The sequence below is a fragment of the Thermopolyspora sp. NPDC052614 genome, from assembly GCF_040678635.1.
Classification (GTDB): domain Bacteria; phylum Actinomycetota; class Actinomycetes; order Streptosporangiales; family Streptosporangiaceae; genus Thermopolyspora.
On the sequence record NZ_JBFATZ010000023.1, the window covers coordinates 22590 to 42565 of the forward strand.

Sequence of the window (19976 nt, forward strand, 5' to 3'; positions counted from 1 at the left end):
GCATGACCGTCACCGCCATCTCGGCGGCCGTCAGCTCGTTCTCGGGGCTTCAGTCTCTGGCGGCGGCAACCGGCTGGCCTGAGGCGCTGTCGCCGTTGTTCCCGCTGACCGTAGACGCCTACGCCATGACCGCAACACGGGTCTGGCTGTCCGGCTCGACAGGCTCGGAGCGAGCGCGGCGCTTCGCCCGGTGGAACGCGATCATGGCCATCGGGCTCTCGCTCGTCGGCAACGCCGTCTGGCACCTCATCGCCGCCCAGGTACTCACCGTCTCATGGGTGATCGTCGTCTTGGTCGGAGCCGTACCGCCCGCCGTCCTCGGCCTGCTGTCGCACCTGGCCGTACTCCGGAGCCAGACCGAAGCACCCCACGTCCCGCCCGTCGAGGGCGACCAGGACGAGCCCGAAGACACCACCGAGGCGACACCGGACGAGCTGTTGATTCAAGCGCGGCACGCCGACGCCGCGCACCGTGCCGAACACGGCAAACCGATCACCCGTGACGAGCTACGGAAGGCTCTCCGCGTCAGTACGGAACGGGCTAGCCACATTCTCCGGGAGCTACGAAATGCGGAAAACCGGGGAATTGAAATGACGCAAGATCATTAAGGGTGTTGTCAATTCTACTGTTCCGAATTCGGAACAATTGCGATATAGTGAATTCAAAAGGGAGAACGCGAAATGGAAGCAAAAGAAGACTCAAGTGGATTGACTCTCGGGCAATACCTAGAGCAGGGCCGCCAAGATGCCGGGCTAAGCCTACGACAACTCGCAGCCGCCACGAGCATCCCGACAACTACCGTCAACCGCCTACTCAAGGACGAAGTCGAGAACCCATCGGCGGAGCACCTTCAACAACTGGCCAAGGTCTTGGAGCTCGACGCCGCCGACGTGTTCGCTTTCATCGGCGTCACGCCGCCGCAAGGCTTACCAAGCGTCGCGCCATACTTGCGAGCCAAATACAACCTCAAGGGCGAAGCGCTCAGCGAAGCCGAACAGCAGATAAAACGCATCATCGAAAAGTACGACAACTAACACGTTCATAGAGAGGAGGACTGCTCATGAACGGAAACCCACAATCAATCATCCGGCAGCTTCGCTCCCTCATGCCACTGCGACCACTTGAGGAGCACGAAGCCCGCAGCATTGCCGAACGGCAAGCAACCAAGCTCTTGCAGCTACTCGGCCAAAACGAACCGACCGTAGACGTCGGCCTCATTGCCGAGCTGCCACGAGTGGAAGTGAAGGTCGAGCCGAACTTGCATGTCGGCGGCATGTCCGGCTTCTCGCAATGGAGCCGTGGCCGCTGGCTCGTCGTGGTCAACCGCGACGACAGCCCCACCCGCCGCCGCTTCACGCTCAGCCACGAATTCAAGCACGTACTCGACCACCCCTTCATCAAGGTCATTTACAACGACCTCGGCAAAGACGTGACCGAACGTGAGCGGCAGATTGAACAACTCTGCGACTACTTCGCAGGCTGCCTGCTCATGCCCCGCAACTGGCTCAAACGAGTCTGGTCCAACGGGGTCCAGGACCAAGCCGCCCTCGCCGCCATGTTCAACGTCTCCGAGGCCGCGATGGCCGTCCGCCTCCAGCAGATCGGCCTGGTGGAACCACGCACCCGCCGTGCTCGCCTGCGTGGCCTAACCCGCCCCGTCCGTAGCTACTTCCGCAAGGCACCCGTCAAGCAACTCAAGCGGCCCGCTACCTGCGGCCTCGCCGCCTAAAAGAGGAGCAACATATGAGAACAACCAACAAACAGGTGCGGGAGGCCGCCAGCGGAGCACGCGCCACCAAGCGGGCCGTACTCTACCTCCGCGTTTCCACTCCCAGTCAGGTCAACACCGACTACAACCCCGAAGGCATCTCCATTCCCGCCCAACGTGAAGCAGGTGAGCGCAAGGCTGGGGAACTCAAGGCCACAGTCGTCAACGAGTTCGTAGAACCGGGCCGCACCGCAACCAGCATCGACAAACGGCCCGTCTTCCAAGAGATGATCGCCTGGGTTAAGGCCCAGGGCGACATCGACTACATCATCGTCTACCACTTCAACCGCATCTTCCGAAACAGCATCGACGCCGCCATCACCAAGCGCGAACTCGGTAAGCTCGGCGTGCGCGTCGTCTCCACCGTGCTCGACATGGGCGAGACGCCCGAGAGTCAGATGGTCGAGACGATCATCCACGCCGTAGACCAGTACCAGTCACAAGCCAGCGGCGCGGATATCGCCTACAAGATGGGCCAGAAAGCCAAGAACGGCGGCACCGTCGCCAAGGCCAAAATCGGCTACCTCAACGTCCGCGAGCAGATCGACGGCCGCGAAATCCGCACCATCGCCCTCGATGAGAAGCGCGCACCGCTCGTACTCAAGGCCTTCGAGCTGTACGCCACGGGCGACTACACCGGCGAGCAAGTGCATCAAGTCGTCAGCGCCGCCGGACTCACGACCCGCGCTACCAAGCGCAAGCCCGAACAGCCGGTCTCCCTGAACACCCTCTACGAGATGCTTCAGGACCCGTACTACAAAGGCATCGTCACCTACAAAGGCGAGGAGTACGAAGGCCGCCACCCGGCTATCGTCACCCCCGAACTGTTCGATCGTGCACAGCGCGTCCTCGCCCTGCGAAACGGCGGCGGCACCCGCGAACGCCAGCACAACCACTACCTCAAGGGCGCTATCTGGTGTGCCCGCTGCCAGCGGCGCTTCGTCGTCCAGCGCGCCAAAGGCAACGGCGGTACTTACTTCTATTTCTTCTGTGTCGGACGACAGAAGGGCATCTGTGACCAGCCGTACCTCTCCACCGACCAGGTAGAGGCCGAGGTCATCCGCCACTACGCCACCATCCGCCTTGCCGATGAGTTCCAGCAACGGCTACGCCGCCAGCTCGACGACGCCCTCGTCTACGAGCTGAGCAGTATGGACGTACTCCGTAAGCGGCTCACTGCTCGCCTGGAGGAGCTGAACGCCAAGGAGGATCGCTACCTCGACCTCGTAGGCGACCCCGAGTGGCCTCAGGCCAAGATCAAGCAGCGGCTCGCCAAGATCGACCATGAACGCGGCGAGATCCTGAATAAGCTCGCCGACACCACTGGCAAGATCGACGTCGGACGGCGCTACTTCCTGACAGCCCTCGACCTACTGCGCGACCCCCAGCGCTTCTACACCGACGCAGGCACCAGCCTCCGCCGAGCGCTGAACAAGGTTATCTTCGAGCGCCTGTACATCGATGTTGAAGGCGTGACCGGCCACGTCCTCCAGGACGGGCTTTCAGCGCTGGTCGAAGCCGGGCAGCCTGCCAGCCGCCGCTACCTGCGCCCCGCGCCCCTCAGCGGCGGCCTGGCCTGGGCCGCCAACGAAACCAGCCCCACCCTGATGGGTGAGGCTGGTGACGGTTGGACCGAAGCGGGCCGACTCGCCCTGATCCTTTCGGACCAGGGTTCGAATAGAACCGCTTTGGTGGAGCTTAGGGGACTCGAACCCCTGACCCTCTGCTTGCAAAGCAGATGCTCTTCCAACTGAGCTAAAGCCCCAGGTGGGCGGCGTGTGCCGGTGGTGCGGAGGCCTTGGTGGGCTGGTGCGCCGGTGGCGTGGCCGTACCTGCAACAGCATAGGACATGTGGGGGTGAGGGTGGCGTCAGCCGGGGGAGGGGACGCGTGGGGTGGTGGGGGTGGGGTCGAGGATTAGGGCGGGGAGGTCGGCTATGGAGTCGACGATGTGGGTGGCGCCGCCGGTGCGGAGGCGTTCGTGGCTGTGGGGGCCGGTGAGGAGGCCGGTGACGATGGAGGCGCCGGCGCGGCGGCCGGAGAGCATGTGGCTTTCGGAGTCGCCGGTGACGGCTACCTGGCGGACGTCGTCGATGCCGAGGCGGAGGACGGCGGTGAGGATCATGTCGGGCCAGGGGCGGCCTCGGCCGGCGTCTTCGGGGGAGAGGGCCAGGTCGATCTTGTCGGTCCATTCGAGGACGCTGAGGACGCGGCTGAGGGTTTTGCGGCTGAAGGAGCTGAGGAGGGCGATTTTGATACCGACGCCGCGGAGTTTCTCCAGGGCCTCGACGGTGCCGGGGAGGGGGAGCAGGCCGGAACGTTCTATGGCGCCCTCGTAGGAGCGTTCGAAGGTGAGGTTGGCGGCCTGGGCCTGGGCCTCGTTGTCGGGGAATATGCCGCGTAAGACCTCGATTTTGGGGCGGCCCCGGGATCGGTGCACGTGCACCATGGCGCGTGCGTACGCACCGGTCCCGGGGACGATGCCCTGGGTGGCGATCGCCTCGGCGAACGCCCGCTCCACCATGGCGGAGTCACCGACCGTGGTGCCGGCCAGGTCGAGGCAGACGAGCTTGATGTGAGGGGCGTTCGCCACGCCTTCACTGCCGCATTGCTCGACGACCATTCACGCACCCGTATCGGTAGCCAGGCGGTCAGTTCTCGCTGCCGGTGGCCTCAGTCCAGAGGTCCAGCTCGGCGCGGTCGGCCTGAACCTTGCGCCAGATGAGCAGCCCCCCAATAGCGACCAGCGCGAGAACGAGCAGCTTCTTCACGGTGTGACCCCACTTCTCGACGGTCTCACCACACACCCGAGGTGAGACGGCGCCCGGTTCTTACAGATGCCAGCAGCCTAGCAAGCCATCCGCGTAGAACCCGGTCCACTGAGGAAGCGGTCGTGCCGAATTTACCCGATTCGGATCCCCTTTCGGGTATCGCGGGCAATCCGATTCACCCGGGCTTGCGACGCTGTCTGCCACTGCTATGAAGGCATTTGCGCAGGTAGGGTGTCAATAGTCCAAACCGTGGTTCGTCGATGCTGCCGATGTCACGCGCGCCGATCGTCCGGTGTTGGACAGGTATGCCATGAGGTGATGGCACGCTTGGCCGGGATGGTCGCGACCTGCTCCGGGGGATCGGCCGGGGGCGTAAATCATCTGACCAAGGCGGGCTCACCGCTCATGATGGAAGCCATGAGCCATGTCGACGCGGAGGACGCCCGCGCACTCGCCCTCAGCCTCCGGCGGATGTACAACGCGGTCGCGGAGAAGATCGAGGAGGAGAACGCGGCGTCTCCCCTCGTCGAGAAGGTGACCGGGCATCTCGGCTGTCCTCTCGGCGACGTGGTGATCGTCGAGGAGAAGTATCGCCTGTACGAGCACGCCGGGCTGCAGACCGCCGCCGATCTCTATCTGCGGGCGCACAGCCCGGACGCGCGCTGGTTCGGGGTGGTCGGCGGCGAGCGCACCTGGCAAAGCATGATGAACATGCTGCTCGGGGCGATGAAAGACGGCAGCGTCCTGCTCGGCCGGCCCGCTTACGGATCCGCGCCGACCGGTCCGGATCGTTTCCTTGAGGTCGTGCAACTCGGGATGGTCGCCACCGCGGCTCCCGACGGCAGCCCCGTCATCGTGGGCCTCAGCAGCAAGGACGAATTCGATTCCTGCTGCATGCTCACCGTGTACGCCGCCGAGCGGTCCGCCGCGGTCACGGTACGCGAGGAGATCGACCGGCTCAAGCGCGAGCACGATCCCTTCCGCGGGCAGGTGCTCAGCTTCGGGGTGAGCGAACATCGCGACAACGAGATCGTCAGCTTCCTGCCCAGGCCCGAACTGGGCCCCGAGGAGGTGGTGCTGCCCGACGGGCGGTTGGAGGCGATCGAGGATCACATCGTGGGCATCGCCGAGGAGGCCGACCGGCTGCGCGAGTCGGGGCAGCACCTGCGGCGCGGCCTGCTGCTGTATGGCCCGCCGGGCACTGGGAAGACGCACACCACCCGCTACCTCATCGGCCGGCTGCGCGAATGCACCGTGTTGGTGATGACCGGCCCGGCGATGCGCGTGATCGGCCAGGCCGTCGCGCTCGCCCGGCGGCTGCAGCCGTCCATGGTGGTCATCGAGGACGTCGACCTGATCGCCGAGGACCGCGGCCACTACGAGACGAGCCCGCTGCTGTTCTCCCTCCTCGACGCCATGGACGGGATCGCCGGGGACGCCGACGTGACCTTCGTCCTCACCACGAACCGGGTCGAGGTGCTGGAGAAGGCGCTCGTGCAACGGCCCGGACGGGTGGATCTGGCGATGGAGATTCCCCTTCCCGACCGCCGGGCCCGCGAGCGGCTGATGCGCCTCTACGCCCGGGAGCGCCCCATCGAGGCGGACCTCGGCAAGGTCGTGGACGCGACGGAGGGGGTCACCGCGTCGTTCATCAAGGAGTTGTTGCGCCGCGTCGTCCTGATCGCGATCCGCGCGGATCAGCACGTGCTGCGCGATGAGCACTTCGATGCCGCACTGCAGGCGATGTCGGGTGCCGGTCAGGCGCTCACCCGCGCCCTCCTCGGTGCCCGAGAGAATGGGACCGGCTCCGGCGGTGTCCACTCAGGCGAGCCCGGGTACGGCGAAGCGGCCCCTCAGCCCGGACCGGCCCAACCGGCCCAACCGGCTCCTGATGCGGATTCCGCAATGGGCGGAGATGACGGACAGGCGCCAAGCGGCCCCAAAGACACGCGAATGCCCGCCCGGCTCCTTCCACCCACCTGCTGATCCGGATCGCGCGAGCGTGAGCGTGAGCGTGAGCGCAGGCAGGCGCGTGGCCCTGCGCATCGGTCGGGCGAGGCAGAGGGCCGCCGAAGAAGGCCGGTTCGCTGACGCGCTGGTGCAGCACCTCGCCGCTGCCCGAGCCGCGTCCACGTCACCCGTTTGCGTCGCCCGCAACTCCGCCGGAACGCCTCGCCGACGCTTCGCGGCTTCCGCGCCGCCTTCGCGAGCGGTCGGTGCGGTCGCCGTGTCCCGGCGGGGTGATGGCTGAGAGGTGGTGGGGCGGGTGTCCGGTGGTTGGGGACGGGCGCGTCGACGCTTCGCGGCTTCCGCGCCGCTTTCGTGAGCGGTCGGCGCGGTCGCCGTGCCCCGGCGGGTGTCCGGCGGGCGGGGACGGGTGCCTGGAAAGGCGACGGCCGCGCCATTCAGGGGCGCGGCCGTGTGGACGTGTGGGGCGGTCAGACGAGGCGGATGCGGCCGTTGGAGACCTTGATCTTTCGCCGGGGGAGGGGGCGCTTGGCCGGTCCTGCGGCCACCGCGCCGTTGGTGATTTTGAACTTGCTGCCGTGACAGGGGCAGTTGATCGTGCCGCCGCGTACGCTGGCGACCGTGCATCCCTGGTGGGTGCACGTCGCGCTGAAGGCTCGGAAGACGTTCTTCTTCGGCCGGGTGACCACGTACTTGCCTCTAATGATCTTGCCGCCGCCCACGGGGATGTCCTTGGTTTTGGCGATCACCGGCCCGGCTGCGCTCTCGGTGGTTTCCCCGGTGGACTCGGCCGCGGCGGCGGGCCGTACCCAGGCGATGGCCTGGGCGACAACGGCGGCCACGCCGGCGAAGGCGGCCCTGGAGAAGACTGCGCGACGTGTGCTCTCGGACATGCCCGTCCTCCTCAATCGGTTGCGCCGTCCCGATCATTCGGCGGCGTGCGGGGCAGGCTCAAGCGAACGAGGGGTGCGGCCCGAGCGCCCAATACTGGAGGAGACCGTAGCCGATGTTGCCGCCATATTCGAAGCGACCCACCGCGTCGACCATTCCCCACATTTTCTCCGCGTCGTCGGGGAGCCGGTGGGTGACCCCTTGGACCACGATGTCGGGCCCGTGGTACATGCCCTGCCGCCAGCCGGTCGCGTGGCCGTACCCGGTCTCCACCATCGAGTGCACGGGCAGCAGCGGCGTGCACCGCACCTCGAACGGCTTGCCGCCCGGCGGCGAGAACGCGATCACGGCCGAGGTGACCTCGCGGGTGCCGGGCGCGTACACCGGCAGGTACTCCGGGCGGCCGAGGTATTCGGTCTCGCGGTCCTGGTCGTATCCCCACACCCGGACCGCCTCCTCGAGTACCCGGCGGCCCTTCGCGTCCTCCTGCAGCACGCACAGGATCGTGTGATCGCGGAACTGCATGGGCGCGTAGAGCCAGTGGAACCCCTCGTCGTCCCCGGCGTGGATGCCGGGCGGCTCCGGCTCGCCGACCGGGCTGATGCCCCAGGAGCGGTTCCTGACGCCCTTCCAGCGTTCGGCGGTCACGGCGATGCGCTCGCCGCCCACCTTGATGTGGCCGGACCACAGGCCGGTCTGCGTCAGCCGCATCGAGTCCACGAGCACCCGCTCCCGGCTGCGCAGCAGGTGGCGCGGCTCCAGGGTGGCGGGGATCGCGCCCTCCCAGGTGAGGTCGAACGACAGCCCGTACGCGTTGGGTTCGAGCACCACCCGCAGCCGGCGCAGCCCTTCGAGCACCTCCACCCGGAACGGCCCGACCTTGGTGTTCATCCGGTCGTTGCCCAGCTCGCGGGAGGCCCGTACGACCCGGTGCAGGTCGCGGTGCCGCACGCAGGCGAACGCGTCGGTCACTCCGAGGTTGGGGTACTGCCCCAGGCCGATGATGAGCATCAGCTCGTCGGAGCAGGGGTGGCAGTTGAAGTAGTAGCGGTCGTGGAAGTTGCGGTCCGAGGACGCGACGTGGCGCATCGCTTCGGGGACCTGATGGATCGGGAAGTCATCGAGCGGTGACAGCGACATCGAGGCTCCACACGACGGGGGTGTGGAACCCCTTCTAACCCGCGCTTGATCGCCCCGTCAACGCCGCGGTCGGCATGGGTATGGCCGGCGCCGTCGTCGGCACCGGCCACCCGGCGAAGATCCGCCCCTGCGGTCCCGGAGGATCAGGGCTTGCCGCCGGACCTTCGCGGGTCGGTCGTCTTCTCCGTCTTCTCCGCGAGCCTCTCGCCCGCCTCGGCGGCCTTGCGGCCCGTCTCGGCCGCCTTCTCGCCGATCCGCTCACCGGCCTCCATGCCGGTCTCCCGCATCGTGTCGGCCCACTGCTGGTTGTTGCGGTACATCAGGTAGCCGACCGCTCCCAGCGCTACCCCGGTGACCAGGGTGAGCACCGGCCATCGGCGGCGGGACCGTACGGACTTGCGCGGATTCACGGCCTTGGCCGCGTCGGAGAGCATCGCGCTCACCCTGGGGGCGATCTGCTCCTCGACCGCGTGGGCCGCGCGTTCCAGTCTGGGCGCGGCCCACACGCGGGCGTCGTCCACGGTGTGGGCGGCGATCTCCCGCGCGCCGGCGGCCATCGGGCCGACCCGGCCGGCGGCGCGGGTGGCCTGCGTCTTGATCTGATCGAGCCGCGTCGTCGGTACGACGATGTCGACACGGCGTTTCTTCATGGTCAGGGACATCGGACAACCTCCCCTGTCGTTGGGGCCCCGCACGCACACTTCCCGTCAGAAGGGCCCTCAACCATGACGGGCGCGGCGGGGAGTTGCGTAGGCTGCTACCGCGGGTGCATTCACATGCCCGATATCCCAGGACACATGGCAGGACACAGACACATAGAAGGGCGGCCACCAGTGGCTGAGAAGTTGATAGCGAGGCTGCGTACCAACCGCGGCACGATCCGGATCCGGTTGTTCCCGGAGGAGGCGCCCGTGACCGTGCGCAACTTCGTGGAGCTCGCCGAGGGCACCCGCGAGTGGCTCGACCCGCGCACCGGCCAGCGCACCCGCACCCCGCTCTACAACGGCACGATCTTCCACCGGGTCATCGAGGGCTTCATGATCCAGGGTGGCGACCCGCTCGGCCAGGGCGTCGGCGGCCCGGGGTACCAGTTCGACGACGAGATCCACCCGGAGCTGAAGTTCAACCGGCCCTACCTGCTCGCCATGGCGAACGCGGGCAAGATCGCCGGACGGGGCACCAACGGCTCGCAGTTCTTCATCACCGTCGCCGCGACGCCGCACCTCAACGGCAACCACACCATCTTCGGCAAGGTCATCGAGGGCACCGACGTGGTCGACGCGATCTCCAAGACGCCGACCCGCGGCGATCGGCCGGTCGAGGACGTGGTGCTGGAAGAGGTCACCATCGAGCGCACGCCGCAGTGACGCCGGTACGGCGACCCGTGCTCACGATCGCGCATTCGATGGCAGTCTGTGGATAACCACCTCGTGCCGTCCGAGCCGACGTTGAGAGGGCGACGTTGAGGAGGCGGCGATGAGGATGTCGAGAACGGTGAGGACCGCAGGCAGGCGATGACCACACAGCCACCCACCCCCGCCCAGGGCTCGGAAGCCGTCCCCACGTGCTACCGCCATCCCGACCGTGAGACCTACGTACGCTGCCAGCGCTGCGACCGGCCGATCTGCCCGGACTGCATGCGCGAGGCCGCCGTCGGGCACCAGTGCGTCGAGTGCGTCGCCGAGGGCAACCGCGACGTACGCAAGGCCCGTACCGTGTTCGGCGGCGGCCTGGTCGCCCGGCCGTACGTCACGTGGACCATCCTGGGCGTCATCGTGCTGCTGTTCCTCGTCCAGCGGTTCACGCGCTACCCGTTCGCGGCCGAGTTCGCCATGAACCCGGCATGGGTGGCCTTCGGGGAGCAGTACTACCGGCTGATCACCAGCGCCTTCCTGCACGCGAACGAATGGCACATCCTGTTCAACGGCTGGGCCCTGCTCGTCATCGGGTCCACCCTCGAACGGGCACTCGGCCACGTGCGCTTCCTCGCGCTCTACCTGCTCGCCGCGCTGGGCGGGTCGGTGCTCGGTTACTGGCTCGACGGCGCGGGCGTGTTCACCGTGGGCGCCTCGGGCGCGATCTACGGCCTCTTCGCCGCGACCTTCGTGATCGGGCGGCGGCTCAAGCTGGACGTGCGCGGCGTGCTCCTGCTGATCGTGATCAACCTGGTGATCACGTTCCTGCCGGGCTTCAACATCAGCTGGACCGGTCACCTCGGCGGTCTCATCACCGGGGCGATCGTGGCCGCGGCGCTCGCCTACGCGCCGAAGTCGGGCCGCACGATCGTGCAGGGGGTGGCCGTCGCCGCCGTCCTGCTCATCCTGATCGCACTCGTGATCGTGCGGACCAACACCATATTGCTCAACGGGTTCGCCTGAATCCCCAGGGTGTGGACAAGCCTGTGGAAAGTGGCCGAGAAACGGCCGCAAGCGACCTTAGCGCCACTTGGTGGACAGAATCACGCCGAAGATGATGAGCGAGAACCCGATCAGCAGGTTCCACGACTGCAGGGTGCCCAGCAACGGCGCGTCCTGCCACACGTACCAGGTGGAAATCCAGCCGACGCCGAGGATCCAGGAGGTCACCATCACCGGAGCCAGCCAGCGCGGGCTGACCTTGACCTCCTTCTGCTTCTGCGGCGGGGTGTAGACCGCCTTCTTGCGGACTCTGGACTTGGGCACGGTAACTCTCCTGGGTAGATGACGACGTCAGCAAGGATAGTCGCCGAGAGCGCGCCATGGGGTTGTCCGCGACGGGAGGTCGGCGAACCGCCGCGGCGAGCCGGTCACGGGCCGATCACGCACCGGGGGACGCGCCGGTCGCGCACTGGTCACGCACCGGGGAACGCACCGGTCACGCACCAGGGACGAGCCGTCCGACACCCCTTCTCCGGCGGTCCGGGAGGGGCCCGACGCCCTCCCGGAACATTTCCGGAAAAAGGCTCATCGGAATCGTGTAACGCATCCGCCCCCTGAGACGACATCCAGATGAGGGTCTCCGCCGTTGCCCCCGAGCGGCGGAGACCCTCCCTTGTTGCTAGAAGCCGTCGTCCGGCTGCTCGCCCTGACCGACCCCGCCGCTGCCGTCGTCGAAGGGGCCGCCCTCGTCGCCGCCGGTGCCGGTGTCGCCGCCGCCCGGAACCCCGGTGCCCTCGTCGCCGCCGAGGCCGCCGTCACCCCCGGACGGGTCACCGCCGCTCGGGTCACCGCTGGTCGGCTCGTCGGTCGGGGCGTTCTGCGGCGGCCCGCTGGACACGACCACGGTCACGGTACGGCCCGGTGCCAGCGAGGTGTTCGGCCCGGGGCTCGTGCTGATGACGTTGCCCTGCGGTACGGACGTGCTCGGCTGCTCCTGCACCTTCACCTTGAAGTTGGCGCCTTCGAGAGTCGCCCGCGCGTCCTCGAGCGTCTGCCCGGTGACGTCGGGCACCAGCGTCGCCTCGGACGGAATGTAGATCTTGACGACCGAGCCCTTGGGCCGCTCGGTGTTCGCCTTGGGGACCGTCTTGAAGACCTTGCCCTCGGGCTGTGTGGAGGGCTGCCGTACGGTCTGGACGGTGAACCCGGCGTCCTCCAGGGCGGCCTTCGCGGCCTCCTCGTCCTGCCCGATCACGTTGGGCACCTGGATGGTCTCCGGGCCCTTGGACACGACGAGCGTCACCGCGGAGCCCTTGTCGACCTCGGTGCCGGCCTTCGGGTCGGTGTCGATGACGGTGTTCTTCTTGTACTCGTCGCTGTTTTCCTGCTTGAGCTCCTCGTTGACCTTCAGCCCGGCCGCGGTGAGCGCCTCCTTGGCGCCGTCGATCGTCTGGCCGGCCACCTCGGGAATCTGCACGCTCGTCGCGGCGGTGCTGTCGCCGCCGCCTCCGCTGAGGAAGGCCCAGCCGATGCCGATGAACGCGCCGATCACCAGCAGCGGGATGAGGATCCACGCCGCCGTCTTCAGCCCCTGATTGCTGCGTTGCGCCCGGCGCCGGTCCGTCCGGCTGCCGGGGCCCGCGACCGGCGTGCCCACCTCGGTCGGGCCGTACTCGTACGGCGGGAGCGCGGTCGTGCCCGCCTGCGTGCCGGGCACGTTCGGCTGGGCGACCATGGTGCGGGTGGCGCCGTAGTTGCCGCCGGTCATCGCCATCGTCTGGGCGGCCTCGACCGGCATGCCGGACATCGCCCGCTGGATGTCCGCGCGCATCTCCGCCGCGCTCTGGTAGCGCATGGTGGGGTCCTTGGCCATCGCCTTGAGCACGATCGCGTCGGCCCACCGGGGGATCTCGGGGTCGATCTGCGACGGCGGGATCGGGTCCTCCCGCACGTGCTGGTAGGCGATCGCGACCGGGGAGTCGCCGGTGAACGGCGGCTGCCCGGTGAGCAGCTCGTAGAGCACGCAACCGGTGGAGTAGATGTCGCTGCGCGCGTCCACCCGCTCGCCGCGCGCCTGCTCCGGCGACAGGTACTGCGCCGTGCCGATCACCTGCGCGGTCTGCGTCATCGTGGCGGCCGAGTCGGCCATCGCGCGGGCGATGCCGAAGTCCATGACCTTCACGTCGCCGTTGCGGGTGATCATCACGTTCGCCGGCTTGATGTCGCGGTGCACGATGCCGCCGCGGTGGCTGTAGTCGAGCGCCCGCAGGATGCCGTCGGTCAGCTCCATCGCGCGCTCGGGCAGCAGCCGCCGGTCCTGGCGCAGGATGTCGCGCAGCGTCTTGCCGTCGACGAACTCCATCACGATGTACGGCACGGGCGTGCCCTCGCTGCGGTCCTCGCCGGTGTCGAAGACGGCGATGATCGAGGGGTGGTTCAGCGAGGCCGCCGACTGCGCCTCACGGCGGAAGCGCGCCTGGAAGGTGTGATCCCTGGCCAGGTCCGCCCGGAGGGTCTTGATGGCGACCACCCGGTCCAGCCGGAGATCTCGTGCGCGGTACACCTCGGCCATGCCGCCGCGCCCGACGACTCCGTCGAGTTCGTAGCGGTTGTCTAGCCGCCGAGGCTGAGTCGTCATGTCCTGCACTGTCCCTTGCCATTCATCTCGGGTGCCGACGCGCCCTGAGGCTGCCGGTGTCCATCATCGACCGTATGCCGCATCACGTCTCACCGTCCGGGGGTTCCGACTCGTCCGGCGGATCGGTCTCCGGTGGATCGGAAGTCTCACTTGGCGTTGGGGTGGGGGTGGTCGGATCTGGTTCTGGGGTGGGAGGGCTGGGCGTCGGCGTCGTGGTGCTTGGGGTTGGCGACGGGCGCGGCGTCTCCGATGCCGACCTACTAACCGTAACCGAAGGAGGGGCGATCGGCCGCGCCGACTTCCCAGGAGCTATCGGCAATGTGTCCTCCCGGCGCGCCGGAGGGCTGGCCGGGCGGACGGAGGGCTCGGCGGCGGCCGTGTCCGTGACCGGTGCCGACGGCCCGCCCGAGGCGCCGGCGGTGCCGGTGTCGCGCAGCCCGGCGAGGGCGAGGGCGCCGATGCCCGCGGCGGCGGCGCAGCCGGCGACGGCGAGCAGCACGTTCGCGGTACGGCGTCGCCGTACCGGCGCGGTGCCGCCGAGATCGGCGGACACGCCCGGCGGCACGCCGGGGATCGCCCCGGACGCGTACACCCCGGGCTCGCCCGGCGTGGGCACCCGCCCGTACGTCCCGGAGAGCGTGTCGTGCCCGAAGCCCCTGCCGTTGGCCGTCATCGGCCCCGAGCCCGGCCCCACGCCCGCCATGGGGCCCGAGGCGTACCCCCCGGAGAAGGACCCGGAGAACGACCCGGCGAACGGCCCGGAGGATGGCCCGGAGAACGGCCCTGACGACGGGTGGCCGGACGGTGGTCCGGAGGTGGGCCCGGACGGCGGGCCGACCGGCCGCCGCACCGACCAGCCCGAGGGGTCGGTGACCATGCTGAGGTCGGCCGCCCCGCCCGCCGCCAGCGTGTCGCGCAGCATCGCGGCGCGGTCCGCCAGCTCCTGCGCGCCGCCCGGCCGTCGCTCGGGATCCTTCGACAACATCGCCATGACCAGCTCGCGCACCGCCGTCGGCACGCTCGCGGGCAGCGGCGGCGGCGGCTCGTTGAGGTGCAGCAGCGCGATCGCCACCTGGGTCTCGGCGAGGAACGGCGGCCGCCCGGTCAGGCACTCGTACGCCACCACGCCCAGCGAGTAGATGTCGGTCGCCGGGGTCAGCGTCATGCCCGACGCCTGCTCGGGGCTGACGTACTGCGCCGTGCCGAGCACGGTGCCGGTGCGGGTCACCGGCGCGGCCTCCAGCGCCCGCGCGATGCCGAAGTCGGTGATCTTCACCTGACCGGACTGGTTGACCAGCAGGTTCCCGGGTTTGATGTCCCGGTGGATGATGCCGGAGCTGTGCGCCGCGTGCAGCCCCCGCGCCGTCTGGGCGATCATGTCGAGGGTGACCTCGGCGCTGAGCGTGCCGTTGCGGGCGAGGATCGCCGACAGCGGCTCGCCGATCACCAGCTCCATCACCAGGTAGGCGCCGTCGCTCTGCTCGCCGTAGTCGAAGACCTGGGCGATGCCCGAGTCGGTGAGCCCGGCCGTGATCCGCGCCTCGGTGCGGAACCGGTCCCGGAACGACGGGTCGGCGGCCACGTGCTGGCGCAGCAGCTTCACCGCGACCTCGCGGCCGAGCAGCTCGTCCACCGCCCGCCAGACCTCGCCCATCCCACCGGTGGCGATGCGTCCGGTCAGCCGGTAGCGGTTGCCCAGCAGGGTGCCGGAGGTCACTGCTGGAGCACCGCCTGCATGACGTCGCGGGCGACCGGGGCCGCGGTGTGGCCGCCGGTGGCCAGATCGCCCGCGGCGCCGGACTGCACGAACACGGCGACCGCGATCTTCGGGTCGTCCGCCGGGGCGAAGCCGATGAACCAGGCGTGCGGCGGCTGCCCGTCGGAGGTCTCGGCGGTGCCGGTCTTGCCGCCGACCGCGACGCCCGGGATCTGCGCGGCCGTGGCCGTGCCCTGCTGGACCACCGAGACCATCATCTGCTTGAGCTTGCGCGCCACGTCGGGCGTGACCGCCTCGCTCAGCTCGTCCGGCTCGGTCTGCTCGATCTCGTCACCCTCCGGGCCCACGATCTTGTTCACCAGGTACGGCTTCATGACCACGCCGTCGTTGGCGACGCCCGCGGCGACCATGGCCATCTGCAGCGGCGTCATCTGCATGCTGCGCTGCCCGATCGAGGCCTGGGCGAGGGCGGCCTTGTCCTCCTCCTCACCGATGCTGCTCGGGGCCACGCCCAGCGGGATCTGGATGGCCTCGCCGATGCCGAACTTCGCCGCCTGCTCCTGCATCTTCGCGTAGCCCAGTTCCATGCCGATCTTCGCGAACGGCGTGTTGCACGACCGTTCGAGCGCGAACTGCAGCGACACCCGGCCGGTGCCGCACGCCGCCCCGGCGTAGTTCGGCAGCCCCACCGTGGTGTTGGGCAGGTCGAGCACCTGCGGGGCGTCGACCTGGGTCTGCGGGCCGCGGGTGTCGTCCTCGGAGAGGAACGCGGCGGCGGTCACCACCTTGTACGTCGAGCCGGGCGCGAAGGTGGTCTCGATGGCCCGGTTGAGCAGTGGCTTGTCCGGGTCGGCGTCGAGCTTGTTGTACGCCTGCGCCACCGTCGCCTTGTTCGGCACGGCGAGCACGTTGGGGTCGTACGAGGGCAGCGACACCATGGCCTTGATCGCGCCGGTCCGCGGATCGATCGCCACCACGGCGCCCTTCTTGCCGATCTTCCGCAGCGAGTCGTACGCGGCCTTCTGCGCCCGCGGGTCGATGGTCAAATCGATGTTGGCGCCGCGGACCGGCTTGTTGGTGAACAAATCGACCGCGCGCCGGATGAGCAGGTCGGCGGAGGAGCCGTCGAGCAGCCGGTTCTCGGTCGCCTCGATGCCGCGCTCGCTCTCCGGCGCGAAGAACCCGGTCACGGGCGCGTACATCCGCCCGTGCGGGTAGCGGCGCTCGAACCGGATGTCGCCCTCGGTGTCGATCGACTCGGCGAGCACCTCGTTGCCCGCCGTGATCCGGCCGCGCTGGTTCTCGTACCGCTCGAAGAACCGCCGGAAGTTGCGGTTGTCCTCGCGGTACTGCTCGGCCTTGACCGCCTGCAGGTAGTTGACATTGACAAGCAGCAGGCCGAACATGACCATGCAGGCGATCGCCACCCGCTTGAGCGTGCCGTTCATCGCTGCATCACCTGCGTGAGCCCTTCGTCCTGGATGGCCTGGGGCGGTGGCCTGCGCGCCGCGTCCGACATGCGTACCAGCAACGCGATGAGGATCCAGTTGGACAGCAGGGCCGAGCCGCCCTGCGACATGAACGGCGTCACCAGACCGGTCAGCGGGATCAGGTTCGTCACGCCGCCGACGATGATGAACACCTGCCAGGCCAAAATGAAGGATAGGCCACCGGCGAGCAGTTTGCTGAACGGATCCCGGGCCGCGAGCGCGGTGCGCAGGCCGCGCTCGACGATCAGCGCGTAGACCAGCAGCAGCGCCATCAGCCCGGTGAGGCCGAGCTCCTCGCCGGTCGCCGGGAAGATGAAATCGGAGAACGACAGCGGGATGCGGTACGGGTGGCCCTGGCCGAGCCCGGTGCCGAGGATGCCGCCGGAGCCGAGGCCGAACAGGCCCTCCATGAGCTGGTAGCTGCCGCCGAGTTCGCGGGTGTAGAACTCGTTGTTGCCCGGGTCGAGCCAGACCTCGAAGCGGGCGCCGACGTGCGAGAAGAGCATCCCGGCGAGGAACGCGCCGCCGACGAACAGCAGCACGCCGATCAGCACCCAGGCGGTGCGCTGGGTGGCGATGTACAGCATGATGATGAAGGCGCCGAACAGCAGCAGCGAGGTGCCCAGGTCCTTCTGCAGGACCAGTACGCCCAGGCTGATGCCCCAGACGACGAGGATGGGGCCGAGGTCGCGGGCCCGCGGCAGGTCGATGAAGAGCAGCCGCCGCCCGGCCAGGGCCAGCACGTCCCGCTTGGCGACCAGGTAGCCGGCGAAGAACACCACCAGCGCCAGCTTGGCGAACTCGCCCGGCTGGAGGCTGTAACCGGCGATGTTGATCCAGATGCGGGCGCCGTTGATCTCATTGCCGACGATCGGCAGGAGCGGCAGGATGAGCAGGCCGAGGCCGACCGCGCCGGCGGTGTAGGTCAGACGCTGCAGCGCGCGGTGGTCGCGCAGCACGATCAGCGTCACCGCGAACATCACGATGCCGACCGCGGTCCAGAGAATCTGCTGGGTGGCCGAGGCGCCGCCCTTCGGCGCCGCCTGCTCGATCCGGTAGATCATCACCAGGCCGAGGCCGTTGATCAGGGTGACCAGGGGAAGAATGAGCGGGTCGGCCCAGGGCGCGAACTTGGCGAGCACCAGGTAGGCGGCGAGCATGAGGCCGCCCAGGCCCAGGCCGTAGGTGAGCATGCCCGCGGGCACGGTGCCGTTGATGCCGATCCCCACGCTGGCGTACGCGCCCATGATGATGGCCACGGCGAAGGCGAGCATGAACAACTGTGCCCCGCGCCGCTTGGCGGTCATCGGGACGGGAGCGGCGACCTCGACGGCTGTCACCCGGATGACCTCCTGGTCGCGGTCGACGACGGCTTCGGCTCATTTCCCTGCCCGTTGGCCGTCTGCTTGTCGGTGCCCTTGTCGCCGGCGCCCGCGTCGGCGTTCTTGTCCGTGTTCTTGTCGACGTTCTGGTCGGCGTTTTTATCGATGTTCTGGTCGCCGGTCGGGTCGCCGGAGGGCTCGGCCTCCCCGGCCTGGCCGTCCGTGCCCCGGCCGGTCGTGCTCGCCGCCCGCAGCTTGCCGATCTCGGCGACGCCCTGGGCGAGGGTGGGCACCGTGATGCCGTCGCGGACGAGCCGCTGCTGGGCCTGGGGCAGCGCGGACACCGCGAGATTGCTGCGATGCTTGACCTCGAAGAGCTGGACGGGGCCGAGCTGGGCGTCGATGCCCTGGTAGACGACGATCTCGTCCTTGTCGGCGCCGATGTAGAACTGCTCGTTGATCCACCGCGAGGCGTACCAGCCGCCGACGCCGAGGCCCGCGGCGACGATGACCAGCGTCGTGACCACTATCGGCCACACGCGCCTTCTCGCGCGGCGGGGCGCGGCATGGAAGGAGGCCTCGTCCGACTCCTCCTCGATGTCCATGACTATGGGCTGCGGTGCGGTGATCGTGGACGCCCTGCCGCCGCCCAGCTCCATGGGCGGCCCGAGCCGCGCCGCGCCCGCCGCGCCCACCACCGCCACCGACGACGGCGGCAGCGGCTGCGCGTCGTCCACCTCGATGACGTCGGCGACGATGCAGGTGATGTTGTCCGGGCCGCCGCCCCGGTTGGCGAGATCGATGAGCTGGCGTACCGCCATCTCGGGGTCGTCGTAGGTGGTCAGCGTGGCGTGCAGGGTCTCGGCGCTCACCACCGTGGACAGCCCGTCCGAGCACAGCAGGTACCGGTCGTTCACCTGGGCCACGCGCAGGGTGAGGTCCGGGTCCACCTCGCCGCTGCCGTCCAGCGCGCGCAGCAGGATCGAGCGCTGGGGGTGGGTGGCGGCCTCCTCCTGCGTGATCCGGCCGTCGTCCACCAGCGACTGCACGAGCGTGTGGTCGTGTGTGATCTGGTAGAGCTCGCCGTTGCGGAGCAGGTAGGCGCGGGAGTCGCCGACGTGGACCAGGGCCATCTCGGGCCCGTTCCACAACATCGCGGTGAGCGTGGTGCCCATGCCCTTGAGGCTGGGGTCGCGGGCGACCATGTCGTGCAGTTGACGGTTGGCGTTCCGGACCGCGGCCCCGATCGCGCTGAGCAGATCACCCCCGTGTTCGTCCTCATCAAGGGACGACAGTGCGGCGATGGCGACCGAGCTGGCCACCTCGCCGTGAGCGTGCCCGCCCATGCCGTCGGCGACGGCGAGCAGGCGCGAGCTCGCGTACGCCGAGTCCTCGTTCCCCTCGCGGAGGAGGCCGACGTCCGAGCGGGCCGCGTAGCGGAGTGCGATTGTCATTTGCGCAATTCGATGACGGTCTTACCGATGCGGATCGGAACGCCGAGCGGCACCGGAGTTGGGCGGTGGACTTTATTACGGTCGAGATAGGTCCCGTTGGTCGAACCGAGATCTTCCACGATCCATTGGCCGTTCTGCGGGAAGATCCGCGCGTGCCGGCTTGAAGCGTAGTCGTCGCTGAGGACCAGCGTGGAGTCGTTGGCCCGGCCGATGGTGATGGGCTGCTCCGTTAAGTTGATGACGGTGCCTTGCAGAGGGCCACCGGTGACGATCATTTGCCTCGGTTCCCCCCTCTTAGGCTTAGATGCCTGTTTCGCGGGCTTGGTTGACAACTTGGGTGTGGCGGAGGCCGTGCGTGCTCCGAACAAGTCTGTCCGGATCACGCCGACCGCGGCAATCACAAAGAACCACAGCACCGCGAGGAACGCGAGCCGGATCAGCAGCAGCGTGAGTTCGGACAT

Annotated in this window: 19 protein-coding genes, 1 tRNA gene and 1 pseudogene; 7 read left to right on the forward strand and 14 right to left on the reverse strand. The window is 68.5% G+C overall.

What is annotated here, in order from left to right; genetic code table 11:
- Positions 1-2 precede the first annotated feature (2 nt).
- The 4 genes and pseudogenes from AB0K60_RS32445 to AB0K60_RS32460 form a co-directional block, all read left to right on the forward strand.
- Positions 3-608 (forward strand): DUF2637 domain-containing protein, encoded by a 606-nt coding sequence (locus AB0K60_RS32445; RefSeq protein WP_364063907.1) that lies wholly within the window; start codon positions 3-5, stop codon positions 606-608.
- A gap of 72 nt (positions 609-680) precedes the next feature.
- On the forward strand, positions 681-1034 hold the full coding sequence (locus AB0K60_RS32450; RefSeq protein WP_364063910.1) for a helix-turn-helix transcriptional regulator: 354 nt from the start codon (positions 681-683) through the stop codon (positions 1032-1034).
- Positions 1035-1060: 26 nt separating this feature from the next.
- The gene (locus AB0K60_RS32455) at positions 1061-1729 is read left to right on the forward strand and encodes an ImmA/IrrE family metallo-endopeptidase (RefSeq protein WP_364063913.1); all 669 of its coding nucleotides are present in this window, start codon (positions 1061-1063) and stop codon (positions 1727-1729) included.
- Positions 1730-1743: 14 nt separating this feature from the next.
- Positions 1744-2775, forward strand: a pseudogene (locus tag AB0K60_RS32460) (recombinase family protein); the annotation flags it as partial.
- A 99-nt stretch (positions 2776-2874) separates the two neighbouring features.
- On the opposite strand, the gene AB0K60_RS32465 reads toward AB0K60_RS32460, so the two are convergent.
- The 4 genes from AB0K60_RS32465 to AB0K60_RS32480 all read right to left on the reverse strand — a co-directional run bounded on the left by AB0K60_RS32465 (position 2875) and on the right by AB0K60_RS32480 (position 4538).
- On the reverse strand, positions 2875-3054 hold the full coding sequence (locus tag AB0K60_RS32465) for a hypothetical protein (RefSeq protein ID WP_364063916.1): 180 nt from the start codon (positions 3052-3054) through the stop codon (positions 2875-2877).
- Positions 3055-3457: 403 nt separating this feature from the next.
- A tRNA-Ala gene (locus AB0K60_RS32470) sits at positions 3458-3533 on the reverse strand.
- Positions 3534-3637: 104 nt separating this feature from the next.
- Positions 3638-4360, reverse strand: coding sequence for an HAD family hydrolase (locus tag AB0K60_RS32475; RefSeq protein WP_364063919.1), 723 nt, complete (start codon positions 4358-4360; stop codon positions 3638-3640).
- Between the two features lie 58 nt (positions 4361-4418).
- Entirely contained in the window at positions 4419-4538 is a 120-nt protein-coding gene (locus AB0K60_RS32480; protein ID WP_364063921.1) for a DLW-39 family protein, read from the reverse strand.
- Between the two features lie 417 nt (positions 4539-4955).
- Between AB0K60_RS32480 and AB0K60_RS32485 the strand changes: the two genes are divergently transcribed.
- On the forward strand, positions 4956-6524 hold the full coding sequence (locus tag AB0K60_RS32485; RefSeq protein ID WP_364063924.1) for an ATP-binding protein: 1569 nt from the start codon (positions 4956-4958) through the stop codon (positions 6522-6524).
- 452 nt (positions 6525-6976) lie between these two features.
- On the opposite strand, the gene AB0K60_RS32490 is transcribed toward AB0K60_RS32485, so the two are convergent.
- The 3 genes from AB0K60_RS32490 to AB0K60_RS32500 form a co-directional block, all read right to left on the reverse strand.
- A complete protein-coding gene (locus tag AB0K60_RS32490) occupies positions 6977-7399 on the reverse strand; it encodes a Rieske (2Fe-2S) protein (RefSeq protein ID WP_364063927.1) in 423 nt (140 codons plus the stop codon).
- 58 nt (positions 7400-7457) lie between these two features.
- Positions 7458-8537, reverse strand: a complete 1080-nt coding sequence (locus AB0K60_RS32495; RefSeq protein WP_364063930.1) for a hypothetical protein — start codon at positions 8535-8537, stop codon at positions 7458-7460.
- A gap of 143 nt (positions 8538-8680) precedes the next feature.
- The gene (locus AB0K60_RS32500) at positions 8681-9199 is read right to left on the reverse strand and encodes a hypothetical protein (protein WP_364063933.1); all 519 of its coding nucleotides are present in this window, start codon (positions 9197-9199) and stop codon (positions 8681-8683) included.
- A gap of 183 nt (positions 9200-9382) precedes the next feature.
- Here AB0K60_RS32500 and AB0K60_RS32505 point away from each other — a divergent pair, with 183 nt between their 5' ends.
- Together AB0K60_RS32505 and AB0K60_RS32510 are read left to right on the forward strand one after the other, a co-directional pair.
- The gene (locus AB0K60_RS32505) at positions 9383-9904 is read left to right on the forward strand and encodes a peptidylprolyl isomerase (RefSeq protein ID WP_364064128.1); all 522 of its coding nucleotides are present in this window, start codon (positions 9383-9385) and stop codon (positions 9902-9904) included.
- Positions 9905-10051: 147 nt separating this feature from the next.
- Positions 10052-10915, forward strand: coding sequence for a rhomboid family intramembrane serine protease (locus AB0K60_RS32510; RefSeq protein ID WP_364063936.1), 864 nt, complete (start codon positions 10052-10054; stop codon positions 10913-10915).
- 57 nt (positions 10916-10972) lie between these two features.
- On the opposite strand, the gene AB0K60_RS32515 is transcribed toward AB0K60_RS32510, so the two are convergent.
- The 7 genes from AB0K60_RS32515 to AB0K60_RS32545 all read right to left on the reverse strand — a co-directional run bounded on the left by AB0K60_RS32515 (position 10973) and on the right by AB0K60_RS32545 (position 19976).
- Positions 10973-11218 (reverse strand): cell division protein CrgA, encoded by a 246-nt coding sequence (locus AB0K60_RS32515; protein ID WP_364063939.1) that lies wholly within the window; start codon positions 11216-11218, stop codon positions 10973-10975.
- A 355-nt stretch (positions 11219-11573) separates the two neighbouring features.
- Positions 11574-13532, reverse strand: a complete 1959-nt coding sequence (gene pknB / locus AB0K60_RS32520) for a Stk1 family PASTA domain-containing Ser/Thr kinase (RefSeq protein WP_364063942.1) — start codon at positions 13530-13532, stop codon at positions 11574-11576.
- 82 nt (positions 13533-13614) lie between these two features.
- Positions 13615-15249: a serine/threonine-protein kinase gene (locus tag AB0K60_RS32525; protein WP_364063944.1), complete on the reverse strand. Its 1635-nt coding sequence runs from the start codon at positions 15247-15249 to the stop codon at positions 13615-13617.
- The gene (locus tag AB0K60_RS32530) at positions 15246-16697 is read right to left on the reverse strand and encodes a penicillin-binding protein 2 (RefSeq protein WP_364063946.1); all 1452 of its coding nucleotides are present in this window, start codon (positions 16695-16697) and stop codon (positions 15246-15248) included. The genes AB0K60_RS32525 and AB0K60_RS32530 overlap by 4 nt, the downstream gene beginning before the upstream one ends.
- Positions 16694-18046, reverse strand: a complete 1353-nt coding sequence (locus AB0K60_RS32535) for an FtsW/RodA/SpoVE family cell cycle protein (RefSeq protein ID WP_364064130.1) — start codon at positions 18044-18046, stop codon at positions 16694-16696. Before AB0K60_RS32535 ends, AB0K60_RS32530 begins: the two co-directional genes overlap by 4 nt.
- Before the next feature lie 29 nt (positions 18047-18075).
- The gene (locus tag AB0K60_RS32540) at positions 18076-19515 is read right to left on the reverse strand and encodes a Stp1/IreP family PP2C-type Ser/Thr phosphatase (RefSeq protein WP_364063949.1); all 1440 of its coding nucleotides are present in this window, start codon (positions 19513-19515) and stop codon (positions 18076-18078) included.
- Positions 19512-19976: an FHA domain-containing protein gene (locus tag AB0K60_RS32545; RefSeq protein ID WP_364063952.1), complete on the reverse strand. Its 465-nt coding sequence runs from the start codon at positions 19974-19976 to the stop codon at positions 19512-19514. The genes AB0K60_RS32540 and AB0K60_RS32545 overlap by 4 nt, the downstream gene beginning before the upstream one ends.

Excerpts from the sequence above, each read along its gene's own strand:
- AB0K60_RS32545 (WP_364063952.1), bottom strand. The coding sequence starts at position 19,976 with ATGTCCGAACTCACGCTGCTGCTGATCCGGCTCGCGTTCCTCGCGGTG.
- AB0K60_RS32535 (WP_364064130.1), bottom strand. The coding sequence starts at position 18,046 with ATGACCGCCAAGCGGCGCGGGGCACAGTTGTTCATGCTCGCCTTCGCC.
- AB0K60_RS32485 (WP_364063924.1), top strand. The coding sequence starts at position 4,956 with ATGAGCCATGTCGACGCGGAGGACGCCCGCGCACTCGCCCTCAGCCTC.
- AB0K60_RS32510 (WP_364063936.1), top strand. The coding sequence starts at position 10,052 with ATGACCACACAGCCACCCACCCCCGCCCAGGGCTCGGAAGCCGTCCCC.
- AB0K60_RS32450 (WP_364063910.1), top strand. The coding sequence starts at position 681 with ATGGAAGCAAAAGAAGACTCAAGTGGATTGACTCTCGGGCAATACCTA.
- pknB (WP_364063942.1), bottom strand. The coding sequence starts at position 13,532 with ATGACGACTCAGCCTCGGCGGCTAGACAACCGCTACGAACTCGACGGA.
- AB0K60_RS32530 (WP_364063946.1), bottom strand. The coding sequence starts at position 16,697 with ATGAACGGCACGCTCAAGCGGGTGGCGATCGCCTGCATGGTCATGTTC.
- AB0K60_RS32445 (WP_364063907.1), top strand. The coding sequence starts at position 3 with ATGACCGTCACCGCCATCTCGGCGGCCGTCAGCTCGTTCTCGGGGCTT.
- AB0K60_RS32500 (WP_364063933.1), bottom strand. The coding sequence starts at position 9,199 with ATGTCCCTGACCATGAAGAAACGCCGTGTCGACATCGTCGTACCGACG.
- AB0K60_RS32490 (WP_364063927.1), bottom strand. The coding sequence starts at position 7,399 with ATGTCCGAGAGCACACGTCGCGCAGTCTTCTCCAGGGCCGCCTTCGCC.
- AB0K60_RS32540 (WP_364063949.1), bottom strand. The coding sequence starts at position 19,515 with ATGACAATCGCACTCCGCTACGCGGCCCGCTCGGACGTCGGCCTCCTC.
- AB0K60_RS32455 (WP_364063913.1), top strand. The coding sequence starts at position 1,061 with ATGAACGGAAACCCACAATCAATCATCCGGCAGCTTCGCTCCCTCATG.
- AB0K60_RS32465 (WP_364063916.1), bottom strand. The coding sequence starts at position 3,054 with ATGGTCGATCTTGGCGAGCCGCTGCTTGATCTTGGCCTGAGGCCACTC.
- AB0K60_RS32495 (WP_364063930.1), bottom strand. The coding sequence starts at position 8,537 with ATGTCGCTGTCACCGCTCGATGACTTCCCGATCCATCAGGTCCCCGAA.